Origin of the sequence: Mesorhizobium sp. LNHC252B00, from assembly GCF_000502955.1 — a bacterium.
GTDB lineage: Bacteria > Pseudomonadota > Alphaproteobacteria > Rhizobiales > Rhizobiaceae > Mesorhizobium.
On record NZ_AYWO01000003.1, the window covers coordinates 354,928 to 377,957 of the forward strand.

Consider the following 23,030-nt stretch of genomic DNA (forward strand, 5'->3'; position numbering starts at 1 on the left):
CCGGTGACCGCGCATGCACAACATCGATGCGATGCTGCACATCTCCGGGGCACGCAGCGGCCGGGGCTTTGACCGGACCGGCAAAGATGCTACGAGCCCCAAACGTCAGGGTTTCGGGGCAGCAAGCGGCATGGATGCAAGGCAATTGAAGGTCGAAGCCGCACGGGCAGCACTCGCCCATGTGAGCGACGGCATGCGGCTCGGCATCGGCACCGGAACCACGGCCGAAGAGTTCGTGCGGCTGCTCGCCGACAAGGTCGCCGGCGGCATGACTGTCATCGGCGTGCCGACTTCGGAGCGCACCGCCGTGCTTTGCCGCGAGCTTGGCGTGCCGCTGTCGACACTGGAGGAAACGCCCGAACTCGATCTCACCGTCGACGGCGCCGACGAGGTCGACCCGGAACTGACCTTGATCAAGGGCGGCGGCGGCGCGCTGCTGCGCGAGAAGATCGTCGCCGCGGCATCGCAGCGCATGATCGTCATCGCCGACCGCTCGAAGATGGTCGCCACACTCGGCCGTTTTCCCCTGCCGATCGAAGTCAATCCGTTCGGCCTTCGCGCAACCGAAATCGCGATCGGCGCCGCGGCTGAAAAGCTCGGTCTTTCCGGTCCGGTCACATTGAGGATGACGGGGGAGCAGGCTTTTGTTACAGACGGCGGCCATTTTATCCTCGATGCATCTTTTGGCCGCATTCCGGATACAAGAGCGCTTTCGAATGCTCTCCACGCCATTCCGGGCGTGGTCGAGCACGGTCTTTTCATCGGGCTGGCGTCAGTGGCCATCATCGCCGGCGGCGACGGTATCGAAACTGTCCATGCCGCCCGAAAACCAGGGAGTTCTACCGATCATGATGTTGCATAACCGGGTTCGCAGCCTTTCCATCCTTCTGGCGGCCTCAGCCGTTTTCGCCTTCTCGTCGCCGGCGTTTTCGCAGGATGTGACGGAATCGCACCTGAAGGCCGCCCGTGCCGCGGTAGCCGCGATCCACGCGACCGACCCGTTCGACAACATCTTGCCGCAGGCAGCCGCCGCGCTTGAATCGCAGCTCATCCAGAAGAACCCGGACATGCAGGAACTGATCGGCAAGACGATCAGCGAGAAGGCTCTGGCGCTTGCTTCGCGCCGCGCCGACCTCGAGAAGGAAGCAGCACTCGCCTACGCAAAAGTGTTCTCCGAAAAGGAACTGACCGACATCGCCAACTTCTACAATTCCGATTCGGGCAAGAAGCTCCTCGATAGCGGCCCGACGGTGACCCGCGACCTGGTTAAGGCAGCCGACATCTGGCAGAACGGTGTCGGCCGCGACCTCGCCCAGCAGGTCGGCGAAACATTGGCCGCGGCCGCCAAGGCAAAGGCGCCTGCCGCGCCTGCCGCGCCCGCGGACGGAGCCGCGCCTGCGGATGATGCCGCACCCGCCGATGGTGCGGCGCCCGCGGACAACAACTGACCCCCCGCATTTCAAACGGCCTTGCGGCCATCAGCAAAGCCCGGCTTGTCCGGGCTTTTCTTTTGGCGTTTTGCAGCCTACCTGTCTCTCAAATTTCCGAAGCTCGAGGAGCCGTCATGGCCGGTTACGACTACGATCTTTTCGTCATCGGCGGCGGCTCCGGCGGAGTGCGCGCGGCTCGCGTGGCGGCGGCACTCGGCAAGCGGGTCGGTATTGCCGAGGAATACCGTTTCGGCGGCACCTGTGTCATCAGGGGCTGCGTGCCGAAAAAACTCTATGTCTATGCCTCGCAATTTCCCGAGCATTTTGCTGACGCCGCCGGCTATGGCTGGACGGTTCCGCAAGCCAGTTTCGACTGGCAGACGCTGGTCGCCAACAAGGATCGCGAGATCAGCCGGCTGGAGGCGATCTACAAGCGTAATGTCGAGGGCCCCGGCGGCGAGACCTTCCATTCGCGGGCCACGATCGTCGACCCGCATGTCGTGCATCTTCTCGGCGAAGACCGTACCGTCACCGCCGATCAGATCCTGATCGCGACTGGTGGCCGCCCGGCGGCGCATCCGGCCTTGCCGGGCCACGAACATTGCATCTTTTCCAACGAGGCCTTCGACTTCAAGGAACTGCCCAAGGCAATCATGATCGAAGGCGGCGGCTACATCGCAGTCGAGTTCGCCAACATCTTCCACGGTCTCGGCGTCGACACCACGCTTGTCTATCGCGGCAAGGAGATCCTCAGCCGATTCGACATGGACCTGCGGCGCATGCTGCACGAGACGATGGAAAAGAAGGGAATACGGATCCTCTGCCATTCCGTGTCCGAATGGGTGCGCAAGCGGCCGGACGGCCGGCTCGACGCACTTCTCAGCAGCGGCGAGGTGCTGACGGTCGACCAGGTGATGCTGGCCATCGGCCGCATTCCCAACACCGAGAATATGGGGCTGGAAGGCATCGGCCTGGAGATGACCAAGACCGGTGCGATCGCCGTCGACCAATACTCGCGCACCAATTTCGACAACATCTGGGCGATCGGCGACGTCACCAACCGCGTGCAGCTGACGCCGGTGGCGATCCATGAGGCGATGTGCTTCATCGAAACTGCCTTCAAAGGAAATCCGACCGCGCCCGACCACGACACGATCGCCACGGCCGTGTTTTCGCAGCCCGAGATCGGCACCGTCGGCCTGTCGGAGGACGATGCGGTCAAACGGTTCCCTGAGATCGAAATCTACCGCGCGACATTCCGGCCGATGCGGCACACGCTGTCCGGTCGTGACGAGAAGATGCTGATGAAGCTGGTGGTCGATGGCGCGTCGAAGAAAGTGCTTGGCGCCCACATATTGGGGCCGGACGCCGGCGAGATGGCGCAGCTTCTGGCCATTCCGCTGAAGGCCGGCCTGACCAAGGACGATTTCGACCGCACGATGGCGGTGCATCCGACAGCCGCGGAAGAACTGGTCACCATGTACAAGCCGACCTATCGCGTGAAGGGCGGCGAGCGGGTGGATTGACGGGCAAAACCCGGGCTTGAGGAACTCCGCCGCGGCACGGTCACGGCGGAGTTCAGGAAGCCGCTACAGCAATGTCCCGCGCAGGATCACTAGCGCCACCGAGAAATAGATCACCAGCCCGGTGACATCGACCAGCGTGGCGACGAACGGTGCCGATGCGCTGGCCGGATCGAAGCCGATGCGTTTCAAGGCGAATGGCAGCATCGATCCCGATAGCGAGCCGAAGGTGACGATGCCGACCAGGGCCGTGCCGACTGTGGTCGCGATCAGCGGCCAATGCGGGCCGTAATCGTAGAAGCCCATATATTGCCAGAGCGCGATGCGGCAGATGCCGACCACGCCGAGCATGGCGCCGAGCACGAGACCGGTGGGCAGCTCGCGCAGCGCCACCCGCCACCAGTCGCCAAGACCGATCTCGCGCAATGCCAGCGCCCGGATGACGAGCGATGTCGCCTGCGAGCCGGAATTGCCGCCCGAGCTCATGATCAGCGGGATGAACAGCGTCAGCACGATCGCCTTCTCCAGCTCGCCCTCATAGCTCTGCATGGCGTTGGCGGTCAGCATCTCGCTGATGAACAGCGCGCACAGCCAGCCGCCGCGCTTCCTGATCATGGCGAGGAAGCTCATCTTCATGTACGGCTCGTCGAGCGCTTCCATGCCGCCGAAGCGGTGCGCGTCCTCGGTCGTCTCCTCGATCATCGTGTCGATGATGTCGTCGATGGTGACGATGCCAAGGATTTTGCCGTGGTCGACGACCGGGACGGCCAGCAAATCGTATTTGGAGATCGTCTGCGCCAGGGTTTCGCGATCGGTGAGCGGGGTGACCGTCACCGGCGCACGATCCGGCGCCACGGTCATGATCGAATCGTCCGGTGATCAGCCGGCGCAGGCCGGTCGACCGCACCAGGAGATGCGTTTGCGGATCGACGATATAGATCGCGTAGACGGTCTCGCGCGTCCGCTCGACCTTGCGGATGTAGTCGAGCGTGCGCCCGACGGTCCAGTCCGCGGGCACGCTGACTAACTCCGTCGTCATGATTGATGCGGCGCTGCCTTCAGGATAGCCGAGAATGGCAAGCAGCGTGGCACGCAGAGGCGGCGCAAGCCCGCCGAGCAGCTCGGAACGGGCCGGCTCGTCGAGCTCGCGCAGGATATCGGCGGCGCGGTCAACCGACATGGCGGTAAGAAGTCTGCCCGCCTTGGCGCGCGGCAGCGCCTCCATGAGTTCGGACGCGCCGTCGAGTTCAGGCTGATCGAAGATCTCGACAAGCCGCTCGAATGTCACTTCACAAAGCAGTTCCGTCGCGGTTTCCCGCGGCTCCCTGTTCAGGGCCTCGACGATGTCGGCGACGTGATCATTGGCGAGGATGCGGGCGATGGCGACGGCTTCGTCGCTCGCCACCGTGGTAAATTCGTTCATGGCTCACTCCTTGCCGTCCGGCAGGACATGAACCATTGGAGGTCACGTCCAGGCGGACGGCGGTTGCGTTCGACTGTGACTGTCGCCAGGCATGGCGCGGTGACCTTTCTGCTTGCGGGTTCGCGTTTGACTGTCTGCAAGCGGGCGCAACATAGGAGCGCAACTTGCCGTGTCAATCGCGGTGAGGAAGGATAATACCGGCGAGCGGCCGAGATCGCGCGACTGTGATCGTCGGCAGCCGCATTGCGGCCAACTCAAACCGCTGGGGCGCTATTTCTGCTTCAGCCGGCGCGAGAAGCGTAGCCACTTGTCCTCGACCGGCCTTGGCTGTGCGAGAATGGTTGTGAGCTCGACGGGCAAGGTCGGAACCAGCGGCTTCTTGGTGGCGACACCGTCGGCGATGGCGACGATGCTGTGATAGAATTCGCTGCCGGTGATCGATCGCGGCGCCACCGCCTCGTGCATGACGCTGATCACCGTGACATCGGGGCAGTTGTCCTTGATGGCCTGGTGGAAGGCAACCTTGCCATCGGGGTCGAGCGCTCCGGTCGCCTCGTCGAGGAACAGCAGCCCCGGCTGCTGCAGCACGATGCGGGCCACCACCAGCTTCTGTTTCTGGCCGCCCGACAGGACCTGATCCCAGCTTTTGCCTTCGCGGTTTTCGTCGGCCATGTGCTCGATGAAATCGCCAAGCCCGGCCTTGTGCAGCGCCGACGCGACCTGCGCGTCGCTATGGTCGTGGTCGGAGCCGGGCAGGCAGGCCAGCTGTTTCAGCGACACCGGCTGCAGCTTGACCTCCTGGGCGGCAAAGAAACTCTTGACGCCTTCCGGGAAGACGATGGTGCCGCGGCCATAGGGCCACAGGCCATTGATCGCCTTGATCAGCGAGGTCTTGCCGCAACCGGATTCGCCTTTCAGGAAGGTCCATTCGCCGCGCCGGAAGCGCAGATTGGCGGCGCTAAGGAACGGCGTGGCATCCTCGCCCTGATGCGCCAGCTCCAATTTCTGGATGGTCAGGCCGAAAACCGCGTTCTGGCTGGCATACTGGAAGTCGGAGCGGCCGGTCTGGCTGTAGAATTCCTGCGGATGCTGGACATTCTCGATCGCGTTGGCCAATTCGGTGACACGCTGGCTGTTGGCGCGCAGCGTGGCGATGGCGGGCATGACATGGATGAACCAAGAACACTGGCCGATCAGCGAATTGACCAGCTCGGAACCGGTTATGTAGCCCTTGAGGTCGAGGCCGTTGTGGATGAACGGCACCAGGCCAGGTCCGTAGGCGACAATGCGGGCGCCGATGAAATTGTAGATCAGTTCGAACGACATGTAGACCGTGTTGACGATGTTCAGCCGCGTCCAGGTGCCGTCGATATCGACATAGAGCCGGCCATGCATAGTCCTCTGTACGCCTTCGCCCTGAGACGCCGCGACATGGAAGCTGCGGCGCAGGAACGTCGTCAGCTCGCCGCGATAGCTGCCTTCCGCCTGCTGCATCCTGACGTTGAGGCGCTCGAGCAGGCTGCCGAGCTTGACCGCGATCCATGTGTTCAGCGGCACGTAGGTGGCGACGCCCAGGAAGGCGAGGATGGCGCTGCCATAGTTGCCGAGGAACTCCAGGCCTTTCACCTCGACGGAGTTTTCGAGCAGCTTCTGGCCGACGAAATAGAGCGAAGTGGCGACGCCAAGCACGCCCATGGCGAGGCCGATGGCGCCGCCGGTCATGTCCTTGATGGATTCCTGGACGCGTTGGTCGATGTTGTCGGGGGCCGGTGCGCCGCTGCCGGTCGCCGCATGCTGAGCATGGAAATGGGTATGATTGCCATCCAGCAACGCTTCATTGAAGCGACTGTCGAGCCAGCCGCGCCATTTGCGGTGCAATGTCGCCGAGACAAGATTGCGGATGCCGGTAAAGCCGGCGTCCTTGAGCAAGACCAGCAGCACGAGGATGCCGGCATTGACCAGCAGCGAGCGAAGCGGCGTGGTGTTGGCGGCGTCATGGAAGAAGGCGATCGAGTTGACCAGTTCGCCGGAGGCCTCGGCGAACCAGACACCGGCCTTGCTGGACAGCGCCGTGAGCAGCGCAATCACCAGCGTCAGTGTCCAGGCTTCCTTCCAGCGGTCGGAGACCCAGTAGGCCCGCATCAGGCCCCAGAAGCTGCGCATCGACGATACCGGCGTCAGAAGCGATCGCCCTGAGGCATCGCGAGGTGTTTTTTCCGGTACTGACTCTTGCGATGGTCTACCGACCCGAATCACGATCCCGCCCAAACCTTTTTTCTTTTGTTACGGATGGTAACACCAATTGATCATTTTCCATTAATTTAAAACCCGGCCGACTGGATTACCCCGGCAGCCGTTGCCGTGAGGCAACAGAGTGCACGCTGAAATACGACGGCAACGGTCGGCAGAAATCAGGATATAGTGATTGATTTCAAGGAATTGACCTGCAGCGACCAGCTGTCACGGCAGCTTCCCCAAGGGAAGGTCCTCACACGGTTTTGTGAACTCGAAATCACACGAACCGACCGATTTTCTCACTGCGGGTTGACCTGAGCACCCGAAAATTTTCCGTTCGTGATCTCGCCGGGGGACGCCGTCACGATCCTTTCCTGAGGAGGAAGTGACCGGAATCATCTGAGCGGTGCGTCCCCTCCTGTCGAGGAGGAGGGGGAACTGCGTTTGACAATTCATCGTTCGGAATTGAACCTTGCCTGGCGTTGTCGACACCCATGCATGTCCGGTTCTCCAACAAGGAAGTTTCCAATGCTTGCACGCGCGGCCGCAATCCTGTCCCTCTTCGCCGGGCTGCCTCTCTTTGCCTGGGTACCTCCGGCGCATGCCGCCTCGCAGGGCATCCCGTCAAGCGCCGAAGGCCAGATCGAGTTCAACACGCCGTCCGCCAACATCGGCTGCATCTACACACCGAAGGGCGGCACCGGCACCTATGAGCCGCGGGACGGCGGCCCGGAGCTGAGCTGCTCGCGCATCGAACCGAGCTATATCACCATCATCCTCGGACCCAAGGGGCCGGCCACGCTGATCAAGAACCCGGGCGAGCAGGGTTGCTGCAGCGACGTCGACAAGCTTGGCTACGGCCACAGCTGGAGTGCGGGGCCGTTCTCGTGCCAGTCGTCAACCAAGGGACTGACCTGCACGGCCACGAACGGACATGGATTTTTTATAAGCAAGGCCAAGGCGACGGTGAAGTAACGCTTGCCTTGTCGGGAAGGCGAGGGATGGCCGGCCTCAGCCGACCTTCTCCAATTCGCCACGCGCCTTGGCAGCCGCCACCTGACGAATGGCATCAGCCAGGGTATCGGCATCCTGCGCGCCCATGACCGCGTACCTGTCTTCGAGCAGAAAACACGGCACGCCTGTTATGCCCATGCGCGACGCGGTGGCGATCTCGGTGCGAACCGCCTCGACATCGGCGTCCGTCGGCAAAAGCGTGGCGACCACGGACGCATCCATGCCGGCTTCGCGCGCGGCTTCGGTCAACACGCCATGGTCGCCGATGTTGGCGCCTTCCTCGAAATTCAGTTGGAACAGCCGGCGCACAAGCCTGTTCTGCACGGCTTCGCCGGCAGCACCGGCCCAGCGGATCAGGCGGTGCGCATCGAGCGTGTTGGCCGCCACCTTGATGGCGTCGAAGGCAAAGGAAATGCCCTCAGCCTCGCCCAGCGGCTCGATGCGGTCATGAATCTCGCGGATACGCGTGTCGCTGCCGAACTTGGCCAGCATGTATTCGTGGCGATTCTTGCCCTGCGGCGGAATGGACGGATCGAGTTGGAAGGGGCGCCACCGGATATGCACGTCGATATCGCCGACAGCGGCAATTGCCTTGTCCAGCCGCTTCTGACCGATAAAGCACCATGGGCAGACGACGTCGGACACCACATCGACGGTGACGGCGTTCGGTTCGCTCATCTCGATCTCCTGAATTTCACTTCGGTTTGCGCCACCAGGTCGGCAGTTGATACCCAAATATGGGCGTCTTTCGCGGATGTTCCAGATAGTTCCAGTAGGCAATCCATTGCTGCGTGTTGTGCTGCATCGGTACCATGTAGTTGCCGGATATCAGCAGCCGGTCGAGAACACGAACCGCGGCAACATAATCCTCCTTCGTGCGCGCGCGCAGCATCGCTTCGATTGTCGCGTCCACCGCCGGATCGGCGACGCCGGCAAGATTGAACGAGCCTTCCGTCCTGGCCGCGGCCGAACTCCAACGCCCGGTCTGTTCGATGCCGGGCGACAGCGAATTGTTGAAGCCGCTCGAACCGACCAGAACCTCGAAATCGAAGCGCTGCTTGCGCGACTGGATCTGATCGCCGTCGAGGCCGCGAATGGTGACATTGACGCCGATCTTCTCCAGCGTGCGTTGGTAGATGCCGGCGAGGCGCTCCTCATCCTGCGAGGCGGTCAGGATCTCGAAGCCGAAAGGTTTGTCGTCAGGATCGAGCATCGTTCCATTCTGCACGTGGTAGCCGGCGCCTTTCAGCAGGTCGAAAGCTGCCTTCAACACGCGGCGATCCTGGCCGGATCCGTCAGTCACCGGCGGCCGGTAAGAGCCGTCCATCACATCGGCCGGCACGCGGCCGGGATAGGGCGCCAGAAGCGACTTCTCCCTGTCGTCGGCCGGATGGCCGAGCGCGGAGAGCTCGGAATTCTGCCAGTAACTCATCGTGCGCGTGTATTTGCCGCCGAACAGGTTCTTGTTGGCCCATTCGAAGTCGTAGAGCATGCCGAGCGCGCGCCGCACGACCGGGTTGGCGAATTTCTGCAGCCTCGTGTTGAACAGGAAACCGGTCACCACGGGCGGAATGCCGGTGTCGAAGGTTTCGGCAACCACGTCGCCTTTGTGGAACGCGGGAAAATCGAGATCGCGCTCGCGCTTTACCGGATCGCCGTCGTCGTCGATGGCGCAAAGCCCTTTCTTGAACGCTTCGAGCTTGGCGTTGGCGTTGAGGAAATACTCTATGGTGATCTGGTCGTAATTGTCGAAACCGCGCTTGGCAGGGACATCCTTGGCCCAGTAATCCGGGTTGCGCTTGAAGACGATGCGCTGGCCGGGCTGCACCTGCGCGATCGTATAGGGACCACTGCCGATCACCGGCTTCAGCGTCGTCTTGTCGAAGGTTTCCTTGTCGAATGCGTGCTTCGGGACAATCGGCGTCAGCGCGATGATCAGCGGGAATTCGCGATCGGCCTTGTCATTGAAGGTGAAACGTACGCTGTGGTCGCCGGTCTTTTCGAGCTTGGCGACCCTGGCCATGCGGTCGCTGTAAGGCGGGCGGCCTTTCTCCGTAAAGACGTCATAGCTGAACAGCACATCTTCCGGCGTCACTGGCTCACCATCGGACCATTTGGCCTTCGGGTTGAGGTGGAACTCGATGCTCTTGCGCTCGGGATCCATGTCGGCGGTCTCGGCCAGCAGGCCGTAAAGGCTAAACGGCTCGTCGTAGTTGCGCTGCATCAGCGGCTCGAAGACCAGATTGCCATAGATCGTATCCATCATGCCGCGCGCCGTCGTGCGCAGGCTCTTGAGGATGAAAGGATTGAGATTGTCGAAGCTGCCGACGACGCAATAGGTGATGTTGCCACCTTTGGGCGCATCGGGATTGACATAGTTGAAATGCGTGTAGTCGGGCGGCAGCGCCGGCTCGCCCTGCATGGCGATGGCGTGCTTCGGCTCGGATGCGGCCGGCTGGTGCGAAAGTGCGAGAAACGATATCGCGGTGATCAGCCAAACAAGAACGCGGCCCATGACCGTCTCCTTAATGGGTCGGCTTGATGATTCGGTGCGTACCCTAGCATGACGCAGCTGCGCGCCGGCCAATCGTGCTTTCAACAATTGCTGACATCGGGCTGGATTCGACACCGCTTGCAGTGTAACACGCCCTCCGAAGTCATTCTGTTGCCTCATTTCGGCAACAGGTAGCTGGACCACACGGCACGAAGAAGCCGGTTCCGGGATCATTTGAGAGGAAGTGCACGACATGACGAGCCTGAACAGCAACGCGTACCGCCTGTCGGTCATGGCCGCTGGCGTGGTCGGCTTTCTCTGCGCAGGACTTTCCGCTGCTTCCGCACAGCAGCAACAGCAGATTCCGCAAGGCTGGTTCAAGGCCTGCACCAAGCAGGAAGACGTCGACATCTGCAATGTCCAGAACATCACCACCGCCGGCAACGGCCAGTTGGTCACCGGCGTCAGCCTGATCGAACTGAAGGGCAAGGTGAACCGCAAGGTGTTCCAGGTCACGGTCCCGACCGGTCGTCTGGTGCCTCCCGGCATCGGCCTGCAGATCGATACCGGCAAGGCGCAGAAGCTCGACTATGTAATCTGCTTTCCTGATCGTTGCGTGGCGGAAGTGCCGCTGACCGATCAGCTCGTCGCCGCGTTCAAGAAAGGCCAGGCGATTACGCTGACCTCCGTCAATTTCCAGAACCAGCCCAACCCGATCAAGGTCGCCCTGCAGGGCTTCAGTGGCGCCTATGACGGCCCGGCGCTGCAGCAGTCGGATATCGAGGACCGGCAGAAGAAGCTCCAGGATTTTGTCGCCAAGAACAACCAGGATTTCGCCAAGAAGCTCAAGGAAGAGCAGGACAAGGCGAAGACCGCCAACTGACCGGTCGATATCGCAGGCCAAACAAAGAAGCGGGGTCATGCCCCGCTTTTTTTATGACCGTCGCTTAATGCCTGGACTGCCGTTTCGGCTGGTAGCCCCCATCCGGCTTCTTGTCGAACATCTCCTTGATCTGTGGATGCCGGACGGGTTCCCCCGACTGATCCTCGAGCAGATTCTGTTCGGAGACATAGGCGACGTACTCAGTCTCCGAATTCTCGGCGAGCAAATGGTAGAAAGGCTGATCCTTGCGCGGCCGCACGTCGGCAGGAATGGCTTCGTACCATTCGTCGGTGTTGGCGAATTGCGGATCGACGTCGAAAATGATGCCCCTGAATGGAAACAGCCGGTGGCGAACCACCTGTCCGATTGCGAATTTGGCTGTTTTCATCGTACTCACCACTGAATTCCTTGGCTTTATTTGGCGCAGACTGGGCCTCAATTCAATCCCGAAGCGCTTCAGCGCGCTCCGAAGCTACGCAAGACGAGGCGCAAAGGTTTTGCCGCATGCGGCCGATGTCGATGATCGTCGATGACGCAGCTTGTCGGAAACGGGAAGATCGCTGTCAGCGTGTCGGCCTTCGCCGACCGCCGGCCAGCGCCGCGAAGCCGCTGCCGGGACGAAGGCCCTCGCGCATGAAAAAAGCGCGGAGCGGCGCGAAGCCGCCAAGCGCGCCGAGCCCGGCAACGCGGGCCATCTGTGCCGGCAGCATGCCGGAAAGCAGCGACATGTTGAGCAGATTGACCGCGCTGCTGCGCGCCAGAATATCGGGCCGACGCTTGAAATCATATGCCGCCAGGGCCTTGGCAGCTCCCGGGTCACTACGATTTTCACACGCGATTCCAATTAGATCTTCGACATCCCTGATACCGAGATTGAGGCCCTGCGCGCCGATCGGGGGAAACACGTGGGCGGCTTCGCCGATCAACGCCATCCGGTTTCGCGCAAAACGCAGCGGCGTCACAGCCGAAAGCGGGTAGATCTGCCGGCCCGGCTCGACCGTCACCCGACCCAGCATCGACTGCATCTGCTGTTCGATCCGCATCGAAAGCGTTGCATCGTCCAACGCCGCGAGTTCGGCCGCGGTCTCGGGTTTCACCACCCAGACCAGACTCGAGCGATTGCCGGGCAGGGGGACCTGTGTGAACGGACCGGTCTCGGTGTGGAATTCCGTCGATGTGAAGGCATGGTCGCCACTGTGACCGAAATTGAGGACAAGGGCTGCCTGCGGATAGGAGCGAGCCGAGGTCGAGATGCCGGCAGCCTGGCGGGCCGGCGACAAGCGGCCGTCGGCTGCCACCCCCAGCGATGCGTCCACCGTGCTGCCATCGGCCAGGACGGCACGGGCGTGTGCGGCGTCGAGCTGCCAGTTCGCCACCATAACCCTGTGCCATTCGATGCCGGCATCCGTGGCGACGGCACTGGCGAGCGCCGGATTGAGGACGCTGTTGGGCAGGTTTAGCCCGAACTGGTCCTCGTCTATCTCGCTGGCGCGGAAGGTGACGACCGGACTGCGGATCAACCGACTGGTCGCGTCGACGATGCGCATCACCTTCAAGGGCGCCGCCTTGGACTTGATCCCTTCGAGCACGCCCAGCCGCTCAAGCATTTTCACGGCAGGGTTCATCAGCGCCGTCGTGCGACCATCGGGGGCAGAGGCCTCGGGGCCGACCAGCGTCACCGGGAAACCGGCAGCGGCAAAACCGAGCGCCGCGATCAGTCCCGCCGGCCCCGTGCCAGCAACCAGTATCCGCGCAGTTCGCTCATGCTCCAAGATCGGCTTCCGGCTTGCAATGCGAGGCGGCCACCCGGCCTGCCCGTCGATGAGCATATAGGGCAGATCATGCCGCTTGATCAACGCGGCGATTCGGCCCAATCGGATGACATGACCGGCCAGCAGGACGACTTCAGCCACCTCGATCGCGCCGGCCGCGCAACGGCCACCATCGCGCGCAATCCTCGCGTCACGGTAAACGTCGCTGTCGGCGCTTGTATCCTGCTCGCCTGGCTATTGCTTGCCGCGATGGCAATCCGCGGCGCCGAAGCCGGGATTGCAAGCGTCAGCGCCCCCGGCGACACGATCCTGCGCAAGCTGCCGCAACCGCCGCTGCCCGATTTCCTGGAACGGTTCTTTGCGCTTTGCCTGTCGCCGGCGCCGCTGGATGCAAGCCTCGCCCTGCAGGCCGGTGGGCTCGTTTCGATGTGGTTCCTGATGGCGATCGCGACGATGCTGCCTTCAGCCGCGCCGATGATCCGGACTTACTGCGAAATCGCCGATACGGCACGCATCAAGGGCGAGCCGGCCGTCCATCCGCTGGTGCTGGTCGCCGGCTACCTCAGTGTCTGGCTCGGCGCCTCTGTGACGTTTGCCGCACCGACCTTGGCCGCCCACGCATTCGGCTCGCCAGACGGGATGCTGGACCCGGTCGTCGGCATTGCCGGTGCGCTGGCGCTTCTGACTGCCGGCCTCTACCAGTTCAGCGGCTTGAAAGAAGCCTGCCTGACAAAGTGCAAGAACCCGTTCTCGATCCTTTTCGCGAACTGGAGCGCAAGGCCGGTCGGCATCTTCCGGCTTGGGGTCAAGCAAGGCCTCTGGTGCCTCGGCTGCTGCTGGGCGCTGATGATGGTGATGTTCGCTGTCGGCGTCATGAACGTCTTCTGGATGGCGTTGATCGGGCTGTTCACCCTGATCGAAAAACAAACAGCGAGCAGGGTTCCAACCCGGCTGGCCGGTGCGATACTGCTTGTCTGGGCAGCCGCGCTGCTAGTAGTCTCACTCTGAGTGGGGGAAAATCAATGGCAGATCAGGACTGGGCGATGAAAGGAGAGCTAGTACTCTCCTGTAATTGCACGGTTTTTTGCCCTTGCGTATTGTCGCTCGGCAATCATCCGCCGACCGAAGGCTATTGTCAGACCTGGGCGGGGTTTCGCATCGATGCCGGCCATTTCGGGGACGTCGACCTATCCGGCCTCAATCTTGGGCTGGTCATGGAAATCCCAGGTTACATGAGCCGCGGCAACTGGACCGCCGGCCTGTTCATCGACAAGCGTGCCTCAGTCTATGCGGTCAAGGCGCTGACGAAGATCTTCACCGGCAAGGCAGGCGGAACCACATCGCTGCTCTCCATCCTCGTCGGCAAATTCCTCGGCGTCGAGCAAGTGCCTATCACCTATGAGACGCGTGACAAGACGCGTATCTTCCAGATACCGAAGATCATCGACGGTGCGGTGACACCGGTCCCCGGCAAGGATCGTGACAAGGATACGGTGATCAGCAACTCGGAATACTGGATCGCGCCCGAGATCATCGTCGCCAGGTCAGACAAGAGCAAGATGCGGGCCTTCGGCCGCAACTGGAATTTTGCCGGCCGTTCGGCCGAAATCTGCAAGCTGGATTGGCGGGGCCCGTGAGCAAGAACACAACGGCCCGGAAAGCCGCCAAAAAGATCACCGACCGGATTCCGCGGCCGAAGAAGAAAGTCACCTGGCCGCAGGCGAGGGCGTTCTCCGTCCATCTCTTGACCGCGTCGGGCTCGTTCCTGGCTTTCCTGTCGCTGGTGGCGGCAAGCGAAGAGCGCTGGACCGCGATGTTCTGGTGGCTCGGGCTGGCGCTGTTCGTCGACGGCATCGATGGGCCGATCGCGCGCAAGCTCGAGGTCAAGGAAATCCTGCCTACATGGTCGGGCGAACTGCTCGACAACATCATCGACTACGTGACCTATGTCCTGATCCCGGCCTTCGCGCTGTATCAGCGAGGCTTCATGGGCGAGGGCCTGTCGTTCCTGTCGGCGGCGATCATCGTCGTCTCCAGCGCCATCTATTATGCCGACACCGGCATGAAGACGAAGGAGAATTTCTTCAAGGGATTCCCCGTGGTCTGGAACATGGTGGTGTTCACGCTGTTCGTCATCGAGCCCGGACAATGGGTTTCGTTCGCGGTGGTGGTGGTGGCCGGCATTCTGACTTTCGTCCCGATCAACTTCATCCATCCGGTGCGGGTGGTGCGGCTGCGCCGTATCAACCTTGCGATGACCCTCTTATGGTGTGCTTTCGGCGCGCTTGCCCTTGCACAGGCGGCACTCGCCGCCTTCTACGATCAGATCGGCGTGCTGGGAGAACAAGTCGGCACCTTCACCAAGATCGGCATCACCATCACGGGGCTTTACCTCGCCAGCATTGGTGGCATCATGCAGTTCTTTCCCAATCTCGGTGCCAAGAAGGCCTGATCAGCCAGAGGAAGCCCAGCCTATGTCCAAAGCGATCCGCATTCACGCCCATGGTGGCCCGGAAGTCCTGACCTATGAGGACGCCGATCCAGGCCAGCCCGGAGCAGGGCAGATCCTGATCCGGCACACGGCGATCGGCCTCAATTTCATCGATGTCTATCATCGCTCGGGCCTTTACCCGCCGCCCGGCGGGTTCCCGCTTGTTCCTGGCGGCGAAGCCGCCGGCGTCGTGCTGGGGGTCGGCAAAGGCGTCGAGTGGCTGAAGCCCGGCGACCGGATCGCCTACGCCGTGACGACTGGAGCCTACGCGCAAGAGCGCGTCATCGACGCCAGCCGCGTCGTCAAGGTGCCGGATGGCATCAGCGACGAACAGGCCGCCGCGATGATGCTGAAAGGCATGACCGCTGAGTATCTGCTGCGCCGGACGTTCAAGGTGAAGGCGGGCGACACGATCCTATTCCATGCCGCTGCAGGCGGCGTCGGGCTGATCCTCGGCCAATGGGCAAGATATCTCGGCGCGACGGTCATCGGCACCGCCAGTTCGTCCGATAAGATCGAGCTCGCCAAGGAACACGGCTTCGACCATGTCATCAACTACAAGGAGCAGGATTTCGTCGCCGGGGTCGCCGCCATCACCGACGGCAGGAAGTGCGACGTCGTCTACGATTCGGTCGGCAACGACACGTTTCCGGCTTCGCTCGACTGTTTGAGGCCACTTGGCATGTTCGTCAGCTTCGGCCAGTCCTCGGGGCCGATCCCGCCATTCAGCATGTCGTTGCTGGCGCAGAAGGGCTCGTTGTTCGCAACCCGGCCGACGCTGTTCGTCTACAATGCAAAGCGCGAGGACCTCGAAGCCTCCGCCGCAGCCTTGTTCGAGGTCGTGCTCAGTGGCGCCGTCAAGATCAAGATCAATCAGCGCTACGCGCTCAAGGACGTGGGCAGGGCGCATTCCGACCTCGAGGGCCGCAGGACAACGGGAACGACCATTCTCATTCCCTAGAGACCGATTACAAACTCTACTCTGTCGGCCAAAACAGTCCCTTAGTCCGTTCTTCCTTGCTATTGCTTGAATTTCCGCTGAAATTCTTGAAGCTCTTTCAAGACGCGTGCCGCTTTCCGATGGGAGCCGGCCGCGCCTACCATGCTTTCGGGAACACAGAACATGTCTGGCTAACCAGATGGGAGGCACTGTGAGTGCAAATCAGGACGGCACAAACCTGCTCGAGGTCCGTGGCCTCACCAAGATATTCGGCACGCTGACGGCGTGCGATCATATCGATCTCGACATCGCCAGGGGTGAAATCCACGCTTTGCTCGGCGAAAACGGCGCCGGCAAATCGACGCTGGTCAAGATGCTGTTCGGTTCGCTGGAGCCCAATTCCGGCGAGATCTTCTGGAACGGCCAGGCGGTCAGGATTTCCAGCCCCGGCGTGGCCAAAAAACTCGGCATCGGCATGGTGTTCCAGCATTTTTCGCTGTTCGAGGCGCTGACTGCGGCCGAGAACATTGCGCTATCGCTGGACGACGGTTCGCCGATCAGCAGCATTGCGGCGAAGGCGAGGGCGCTTTCCTTCAGCTATGGCCTGCCGCTCGATCCTGAATCGCTGGTCGGCGACCTGTCGGTGGGCGAGCGCCAGCGTATCGAGATCATCCGCTGCCTGCTGCAAACGCCGCAGCTCATCATCCTTGACGAGCCGACTTCGGTGCTGACGCCGCAGGAAGCCGACAAACTGTTCGAGACGCTGGATCGTCTGCGTTCGGAAGGCAAATCCATCCTCTACATTTCGCACCGGCTCGAAGAGGTCAAACGCATCTGCGACCGGGCCACCGTGCTGCGGCATGGCAAGGTCGTCGGCCACTGCAACCCACGTGCGGAAACCGCCTCATCCCTGGCGCGCATGATGGTCGGCAACGAAGTGCAGGCGGTGGTGCGCGCACCCGTCGAGGGCATCGCCACGGCACAGCCACTTCTCGAAATCCGCAACCTCAGCCGCAAGCCGGCGACGCCGTTCTCGATCCCGCTCAAGAGCATCGACCTGAATGTTCGGGCCGGCGAGGTGATCGGCATCGCGGGTGTCGCCGGCAACGGCCAGGGCGAGTTCTTTGAATCCGTCTCCGGCGAGGTGTTGCAGCAGGATGCCGGCTCGGTGCGGATCCGCGGCAAGAATGCAGGCAATCTCTCCATCACCGGACGGCGCCTGCTGGGCGCCGCTTTCGTCCCGGAAGAACGCCTCGGCCATGGCGCCGCGCCGCGCATGAAGCTTTCGGAAAACCTGCTGCTGTCGCGCCATGCCACCGACGGCAAGGCCTTCGTCGGCGGCGGCGGAATGGTCGACAGCGCGGCCATCTACGCCGCCGCTCAACGCATCATCGAGGCGATGGACGTGCGCAAGAGCGCGCCGGATCCGGAGGCGGCGGCACTTTCGGGCGGCAATCTGCAGAAGTTCATCGTCGGCCGCGAACTCGACCGCCGGCCAAGCGTCATGGTCGTGAACCAGCCGACCTGGGGCGTCGACGCAGGTGCCGCCGCCCACATCCGCCAAGCCTTGATCGAGTTGTCGCGCAGCGGATCGGCGGTGCTGGTGATCAGCCAGGATCTCGACGAGCTGTTCGAGATATCGGATGCGATCGCGGTCATGCACAATGGCGCGCTGTCCGAGCCGATGCCGATCGCCGAAGCGACCTTCGAGAAAGTCGGCTTGCTGATGGGCGGCGCCGAACCCGGTCACGCCGAACACACGATGGAGACGGCATGATGCGCCTCGAACTCGTCAAACGCCCGCAACGCTCGGCGCTGTTTTCAGCCCTGTCGCCGTTCATCGCCTTCGCGCTGACGATCATCGCCGGCGCCATCATGTTCGCACTGCTCGGCGTCAACCCGCTGACCGCGTTCAATATCTATTTCATCGAGCCGATCAGCCAGGTCTGGCAATTGCACGAGCTGGCGATCAAGGCAGCTCCGCTCATCCTGATCGCTGTCGGCCTGTCGGTCTGCTACAAGGCCAATGTCTGGAACATTGGTGCCGAAGGACAGTTCATCTTCGGCGCCATCTTCGGCTCAATCATTCCGGTGCTGTTTCCGCAATTCGAAGGGCCGCTGGTGCTGCCGTTGATGCTTTTGCTCGGCATGGTCGGCGGTGCGGTCTATGCGGCGATCCCCGCCTTCCTGAAGACCCGGTTCAATACCAACGAGATCCTGACCAGCCTGATGCTGGTCTATGTCGCCCAGCTTTTCCTCGACTGGCTGGTGCGCGGTCCTTGGCGCGATCCGCAAGGCCATGGTTTCCCGCAGACGATCCAGTTCGGCGACTCGGCCGTATTGCCGGAACTGCTGCCGGACGCCGGTCGGGCGAATTGGGGATTTGTCTTCGCGTTGGTCGCTGCGGTGCTGATCTGGATCCTGATGAGCCGCATGCTGAAGGGCTTCGAGGTGCGCGTGCTGGGCTCAAGCCCGCGGGCAGGGCGTTTCGCCGGCTTCGGCCTCAAACGCATGGTGTTCTTCGCCTTCCTGCTGTCGGGCGCGTTGGCAGGGCTTGCCGGCATCTCGGAAGTCTCGGGCGCTATCGGCCAGCTGCAGCCTGTCATTTCGCCCGGCTACGGCTTCACCGCCATCATCGTGGCGTTCCTCGGCCGCCTCAACCCGCTCGGCATCGTCGCCGCCGGCCTGGTGCTGGCGCTGACCTATCTCGGCGGTGAAGCGGTGCAGAGCGCACTCGGCATCTCAGACAAGGTGGCGCGGGTCTTCCAGGGCATGCTTTTGTTCTTCGTGCTCGGCTGCGACACGCTCATCCACTACCGCATCCGGCTGGTCGGCCTGGCGCTGACAAAACCGGAGGGTGCCGCGAAACTCGATCCGGAGCCCAAGCTGAAGGAAGCCCGTTGATGGACATCACCGTAAACATCCTTCTGACCATCGCCACGGCAGCAACGCCGCTGCTGATCGCAGCGATCGGTGAACTGGTGGTCGAGCGCTCCGGCGTGCTCAACCTGGGCGTCGAAGGCATGATGATCATGGGCGCCGTTGGCGGGTTTGGCGTCAGTTATCTCACGGGATCACCCTGGATCGGGCTGCTGGCGGCAATTGCCATGGGCGCCGTGTTCTCGCTGCTGTTTGCCGTCATGACGCTGTCCCTGGCCACCAACCAGGTGGCGACCGGCCTGTCGCTGACGCTGCTCGGGCTCGGCCTCTCCGGCATGATGGGGACGAGCTTCGTCGGTCAGCCCGGCGAACGGCTGCCCAACCTCGACATTCCCGGCCTGACCTCGATCCCGGTGATCGGCCGATTGCTGTTCGGCCAGGACCCGATCTTTTACATTTCGATTGCGCTCACAGCTGCCGTCACGTGGTTCTTGTTCAAGACCCGGACCGGGCTGACACTGCGCTCCATCGGCGACAGCCATACGTCGGCGCATGCGCTTGGCATCAAGGTCATTCGCTACCGCTATCTCTCCGTCATCTTCGGTGGCGCCTGCGCCGGTCTTGCCGGCGGCCATCTGTCGTTGGTCTACACGCCGCAATGGGTTGAGAATATGACTGCCGGCCGCGGCTGGATCGCGCTGGCACTGGTCGTGTTTGCCTCGTGGCGGCCATGGCGGGTGCTGGCCGGCGCCTATATCTTCGGCGCCATTTGGGTTGGCCAGCTTCACGTGCAGGCAATCAACCTCCAAGACTTCGTCGATGCTCCCTGGGTGATCTACAAGGTCATCGCTTTCCTAAAATCATTTCCGTCTCAACTGCTTTCTTCTCTGCCCTATCTGGCAACCGTCGTGGTTCTCGTTCTAATCTCGCGCAACAAGCGTCTGACGATGATGAACACGCCGGCTTCCTTGGGGCAGCCATTCGTTCCGGATCGTTGACAACAAAAACAAACGGGAAGCTCCAAGGCTTAACTCAGAGAGGTAACACAATGAAAAAACTGCTTATTGCCCTGATGACAACAACCGCCGCCCTATCGCTGGCGGCAACCGCCGAGGCTGCGGACAAGCTGAAGGCGTGCTGGGTCTATACCGGTCCTATCGGCGACTTCGGCTATTCCTACCAGCATGATCAGGGCCGTCTCGAGGTGGAGAAGGCGCTGGGCGACAAGGTCGAGACCGCTTATCTTGAAAACGTCTCCGAAGGCCCCGATGCCGACCGTGCTTTCGAGCGTCTGGCGCGCGAAGGCTGCAAGCTGATCTTCGGCACATCGTTCGGCTTCATGGACGCCGAAGTGAAGGTTGCCAAGAAATTCCCCAAGGTGATGTTCGAGCACGCGACCGGCTACAAGACCGGCGACAATCTCGGCATTTACAATGCGCGGTTCTACGAAGGCCGCTATGTGCTTGGCCAGATTGCCGCCAAGGAATCCAAGTCCGGCGTCGCCGGTTACATCGTTTCGTTCCCGATCCCCGAAGTGGTGATGGGCATCAACTCCTTCATGCTCGGCGCACAGTCGATCAACCCGAACTTCAAGGCCAAGATCGTCTGGGTGAACTCGTGGTTCGATCCGGGCAAGGAAGCCGATGCCGCCAAGGCGCTGTTCGACCAAGGCGCCGACATCATCGTCCAACACACCGATTCGACCGCTGCCCTGCAGGTGGCCGAGGAGCGCAAGCTGCACGGGTTCGGCCAATCCTCCGACATGATCAAGTTCGCGCCGAACGCGCAGCTGACCGCGCTGACCGACGAATGGGGTCCGTACTATATCAGCCGGGTCCAGGCAGCCCTCGACGGCACCTGGAAGCCCGACAATGTCTGGCTCGGCATCAAGGATGGCGCGGTCAAGCTCGCGCCTTTCACCAACATGCCCGACGACGTGAAGGCGATGGCGGAAGCCACCGAAAAGAAGATCGCCGGCGGCTGGAATCCCTTCACCGGACCGATCGCCAAGCAGGACGGCACGCCGTGGCTGAAGGATGGCGAAGTCGCCGATGACGGCACGCTGCTCGGCATGAACTTCTATGTGAAGGGTGTCGACGACAAGCTGCCGCAGTGAGCAGCGAGCGATACAAATGAGGAGGGCGCCGCGAGGCGCCCTTTTTCATTCGGCAGGTTGTGCCCCGGCTTATGTGTGACGAAATCTCGCGAGCCCGACATAGAAGGGGTCGGTTCCGGTAGGGGGCGAAATGGGGTTCACTTCGACACGAGCGGTTTGCTCATGTTGATTCCGGTTACCCGAAAGCCCGTGGCTTCATAAACATGCCTGGCGCGTTTGTTATCATCAGCCACTCGGAGCTTTATTTGTTGAAAACCTTTGCGTTTCAGGTCGTTTTCAAGAACTTCTAAGGCCCGCTTACCGAGGCCTTGACCCTGATAGGCAGGAAAGATGTGAAAATCACTGATGAATGCCGCGCGCATCGTCGGATCCTGTTTGTACCATAGGTACCCAATAAGCCTTTCAGGGGTTCCGGTCGGATCGACCAGGCACAGCAAGACGTGCCCGGTCGTATCGACGCCGTCAGGTAAGTCAGATGCGATTTCCTGTTTCGCTTGTGCAAGAGACTCATTATCGGAAAGCCGGTAGTTCGAGGCGATCTCGGATGCGTAGTCAGGAATAAAATACTCGAGATAAGCTAAAAACTCGCTGTCTAGCATTGGCCTTAACGAAATCATTGAGTAACTCCTTTATCGAATTTGCCGACTGTCTGGCTTGTGCAAGAGCCATGAAGTTTTTTGCGCTCAACACGATCTAGCTTCGTCCCGGAGCCCGTCTCTTTGAATATCGCGGCCACGTCGTAACCGATCGACCGCGAGGCCGAGCCAGATCCTGAGCAGCCGCTGAGCCGGTCGTTCGCACGTTCGCCAGATCAGCCATGAAACAACCAGCATGAGCGCGATGCAGCCGAGGGCGGCAAACCATTTGCCGATCAGGGGTGCAGCGGCATTGATCGCGAGATAACCGATCTTCTGATGCAGCAGATAGAGTGGGTAGGTCAGGCCGCCCAGCGCCAGGGTGAGCGCCGACGGCCTGACACGGTTGCGCAACAGCACCGCGCCGATCAAGGCCGCGTGCATGACGACATTGGCGAGGACGAGATTGGCCGATGTAACTGCGATGCCGTAGTGGCCCTGCATCCAGCGCTGCGTCACCGACAGTGTGCCGCAGGACATCAGGAATGATGCGACAAGCAGCAGCAAAGCCGGTAGTGAACGGCCGTGTGCGTGGATGTGATGAAACACCACGCCAGCGGCGAAGAACGGTCCGAACTCGGTGATGAACAGCAGCCTTGCCGCGCCGCTGCCTACGAAAAACTCGTTCAACGCCGACACCGCCAGCCAGACGAAAATCAGCTCTAGCTTGCGTTTCTGGAAGAGCCCGGTGAAAAGCGCCAGCGTCACCCAACCGTAGAAAACCAGCTCAAGCACAATCGACCAATACACGCCGTCCATGAAGGGTTGGCCGAGGGCCGGTGCGAACATCGACAGATTGGCGGCATACTGACTGAAAGAGGCTGGAATCAGTGGTGTGCCGGCAAGGATGACCATCGTGAAGGTGAGCGTCATGCAGAGCAGGAAGCCAGGATAAAGGCGAACGAAACGTGCGACCGCAAACTCGCCCCATCTGCGGTTTTCCGCCGACCAGGCAATGACGAAACCGCTGATCAGAAAGAACAGATTGACGCCGAGATAGCCGTAGAGGGCGAACGGCGCTGCAAGCGGATAACCCTCGGCAAGAAAGCCTTCGGCGGCCGCGCCGCGAAAGAAATAGTGAAAGAGCACGACAGCAAGTGCTGCCGCCAGCCTGAGCAGGTCCAGCGTCGCGATATAATCCTGCCCCGAAGGTTTGGCGTCCATCCGCGTTCCGTATTTATAGTACGGAAACTC

At 61.6% G+C, this 23,030-nt stretch carries 20 protein-coding genes and 1 pseudogene; 13 read left to right on the forward strand and 8 right to left on the reverse strand.

Annotation, left to right across the window (positions count from 1 at the left end):
* Positions 1 to 130 precede the first annotated feature (130 nt).
* The 3 genes from rpiA to gor all read left to right on the forward strand — a co-directional run bounded on the left by rpiA (position 131) and on the right by gor (position 2,956).
* Entirely contained in the window at positions 131 to 862 is a 732-nt protein-coding gene (rpiA, locus tag X744_RS163595; protein ID WP_023757793.1) for a ribose-5-phosphate isomerase RpiA, read from the forward strand.
* Positions 849 to 1,448 carry a DUF2059 domain-containing protein gene (locus X744_RS163590; RefSeq protein ID WP_023757794.1) on the forward strand — a complete coding sequence of 200 codons (600 nt, stop codon included), beginning with the start codon at positions 849 to 851 and terminating at the stop codon, positions 1,446 to 1,448. Before rpiA ends, X744_RS163590 begins: the two co-directional genes overlap by 14 nt.
* 116 nt (positions 1,449 to 1,564) lie before the next feature.
* Positions 1,565 to 2,956, forward strand: a complete 1,392-nt coding sequence (gor, locus tag X744_RS163585) for a glutathione-disulfide reductase (protein ID WP_023757795.1) — start codon at positions 1,565 to 1,567, stop codon at positions 2,954 to 2,956.
* Between the two features lie 63 nt (positions 2,957 to 3,019).
* Here the strand turns inward: gor and mgtE are convergent.
* Together mgtE and X744_RS163580 are read right to left on the reverse strand one after the other, a co-directional pair.
* Positions 3,020 to 4,376, reverse strand: a pseudogene (gene mgtE, locus X744_RS01000000169310) (magnesium transporter).
* A gap of 270 nt (positions 4,377 to 4,646) precedes the next feature.
* Positions 4,647 to 6,539, reverse strand: a complete 1,893-nt coding sequence (locus X744_RS163580; protein WP_023757796.1) for an ABC transporter ATP-binding protein/permease — start codon at positions 6,537 to 6,539, stop codon at positions 4,647 to 4,649.
* A gap of 600 nt (positions 6,540 to 7,139) precedes the next feature.
* Between X744_RS163580 and X744_RS163575 the strand changes: the two genes are divergently transcribed.
* Positions 7,140 to 7,586 (forward strand): hypothetical protein, encoded by a 447-nt coding sequence (locus X744_RS163575; protein WP_023757797.1) that lies wholly within the window; start codon positions 7,140 to 7,142, stop codon positions 7,584 to 7,586.
* Between the two features lie 36 nt (positions 7,587 to 7,622).
* Here X744_RS163575 and X744_RS163570 read toward each other — a convergent pair whose 3' ends face one another.
* Entirely contained in the window at positions 7,623 to 8,303 is a 681-nt protein-coding gene (locus tag X744_RS163570) for a DsbA family protein (protein ID WP_023757798.1), read from the reverse strand.
* Between the two features lie 16 nt (positions 8,304 to 8,319).
* The gene (locus X744_RS163565) at positions 8,320 to 10,140 is read right to left on the reverse strand and encodes an extracellular solute-binding protein (RefSeq protein WP_023757799.1); all 1,821 of its coding nucleotides are present in this window, start codon (positions 10,138 to 10,140) and stop codon (positions 8,320 to 8,322) included.
* 232 nt (positions 10,141 to 10,372) lie between these two features.
* Between X744_RS163565 and X744_RS163560 the strand changes: the two genes are divergently transcribed.
* Positions 10,373 to 11,002 carry an invasion associated locus B family protein gene (locus X744_RS163560; RefSeq protein ID WP_023757800.1) on the forward strand — a complete coding sequence of 210 codons (630 nt, stop codon included), beginning with the start codon at positions 10,373 to 10,375 and terminating at the stop codon, positions 11,000 to 11,002.
* A gap of 64 nt (positions 11,003 to 11,066) precedes the next feature.
* On the opposite strand, the gene hspQ is transcribed toward X744_RS163560, so the two are convergent.
* Together hspQ and X744_RS163550 are read right to left on the reverse strand one after the other, a co-directional pair.
* Positions 11,067 to 11,390, reverse strand: a complete 324-nt coding sequence (gene hspQ, locus X744_RS163555; RefSeq protein WP_023757801.1) for a heat shock protein HspQ — start codon at positions 11,388 to 11,390, stop codon at positions 11,067 to 11,069.
* A 175-nt stretch (positions 11,391 to 11,565) separates the two neighbouring features.
* Positions 11,566 to 12,774, reverse strand: coding sequence for a UbiH/UbiF family hydroxylase (locus tag X744_RS163550; RefSeq protein ID WP_023757802.1), 1,209 nt, complete (start codon positions 12,772 to 12,774; stop codon positions 11,566 to 11,568).
* A gap of 111 nt (positions 12,775 to 12,885) precedes the next feature.
* Between X744_RS163550 and X744_RS163545 the strand changes: the two genes are divergently transcribed.
* From X744_RS163545 to X744_RS163510, 8 genes are all read left to right on the forward strand, one after another.
* Positions 12,886 to 13,782 carry a DUF2182 domain-containing protein gene (locus X744_RS163545; protein ID WP_032907045.1) on the forward strand — a complete coding sequence of 299 codons (897 nt, stop codon included), beginning with the start codon at positions 12,886 to 12,888 and terminating at the stop codon, positions 13,780 to 13,782.
* 14 nt (positions 13,783 to 13,796) lie between these two features.
* Entirely contained in the window at positions 13,797 to 14,411 is a 615-nt protein-coding gene (locus tag X744_RS163540) for a DUF1326 domain-containing protein (RefSeq protein WP_023757804.1), read from the forward strand.
* The gene (pcsA, locus tag X744_RS163535; RefSeq protein WP_023757805.1) at positions 14,408 to 15,226 is read left to right on the forward strand and encodes a phosphatidylcholine synthase; all 819 of its coding nucleotides are present in this window, start codon (positions 14,408 to 14,410) and stop codon (positions 15,224 to 15,226) included. The genes X744_RS163540 and pcsA overlap by 4 nt, the downstream gene beginning before the upstream one ends.
* Positions 15,227 to 15,248: 22 nt before the next feature.
* Positions 15,249 to 16,226: a quinone oxidoreductase gene (locus X744_RS163530; RefSeq protein WP_023757806.1), complete on the forward strand. Its 978-nt coding sequence runs from the start codon at positions 15,249 to 15,251 to the stop codon at positions 16,224 to 16,226.
* Positions 16,227 to 16,404: 178 nt separating this feature from the next.
* On the forward strand, positions 16,405 to 17,982 hold the full coding sequence (locus X744_RS163525) for an ABC transporter ATP-binding protein (RefSeq protein WP_023757807.1): 1,578 nt from the start codon (positions 16,405 to 16,407) through the stop codon (positions 17,980 to 17,982).
* A complete protein-coding gene (locus X744_RS163520) occupies positions 17,979 to 19,109 on the forward strand; it encodes an ABC transporter permease (protein ID WP_031259677.1) in 1,131 nt (376 codons plus the stop codon). The genes X744_RS163525 and X744_RS163520 overlap by 4 nt, the downstream gene beginning before the upstream one ends.
* Entirely contained in the window at positions 19,109 to 20,083 is a 975-nt protein-coding gene (locus tag X744_RS163515) for an ABC transporter permease (protein WP_031259678.1), read from the forward strand. Before X744_RS163520 ends, X744_RS163515 begins: the two co-directional genes overlap by 1 nt.
* A gap of 50 nt (positions 20,084 to 20,133) precedes the next feature.
* Complete coding sequence (locus X744_RS163510; protein ID WP_023757810.1) at positions 20,134 to 21,201, forward strand: BMP family ABC transporter substrate-binding protein; 1,068 nt, start codon at positions 20,134 to 20,136, stop codon at positions 21,199 to 21,201.
* Between the two features lie 137 nt (positions 21,202 to 21,338).
* Here the strand turns inward: X744_RS163510 and X744_RS163505 are convergent, their stop codons facing one another.
* Both X744_RS163505 and X744_RS163500 read right to left on the reverse strand, forming a co-directional pair.
* Positions 21,339 to 21,818, reverse strand: a complete 480-nt coding sequence (locus X744_RS163505; RefSeq protein WP_023757811.1) for a GNAT family N-acetyltransferase — start codon at positions 21,816 to 21,818, stop codon at positions 21,339 to 21,341.
* 66 nt (positions 21,819 to 21,884) lie between these two features.
* Complete coding sequence (locus tag X744_RS163500) at positions 21,885 to 23,000, reverse strand: acyltransferase (RefSeq protein WP_023757812.1); 1,116 nt, start codon at positions 22,998 to 23,000, stop codon at positions 21,885 to 21,887.
* Between the last annotated feature and the right edge of the window lie 30 nt (positions 23,001 to 23,030).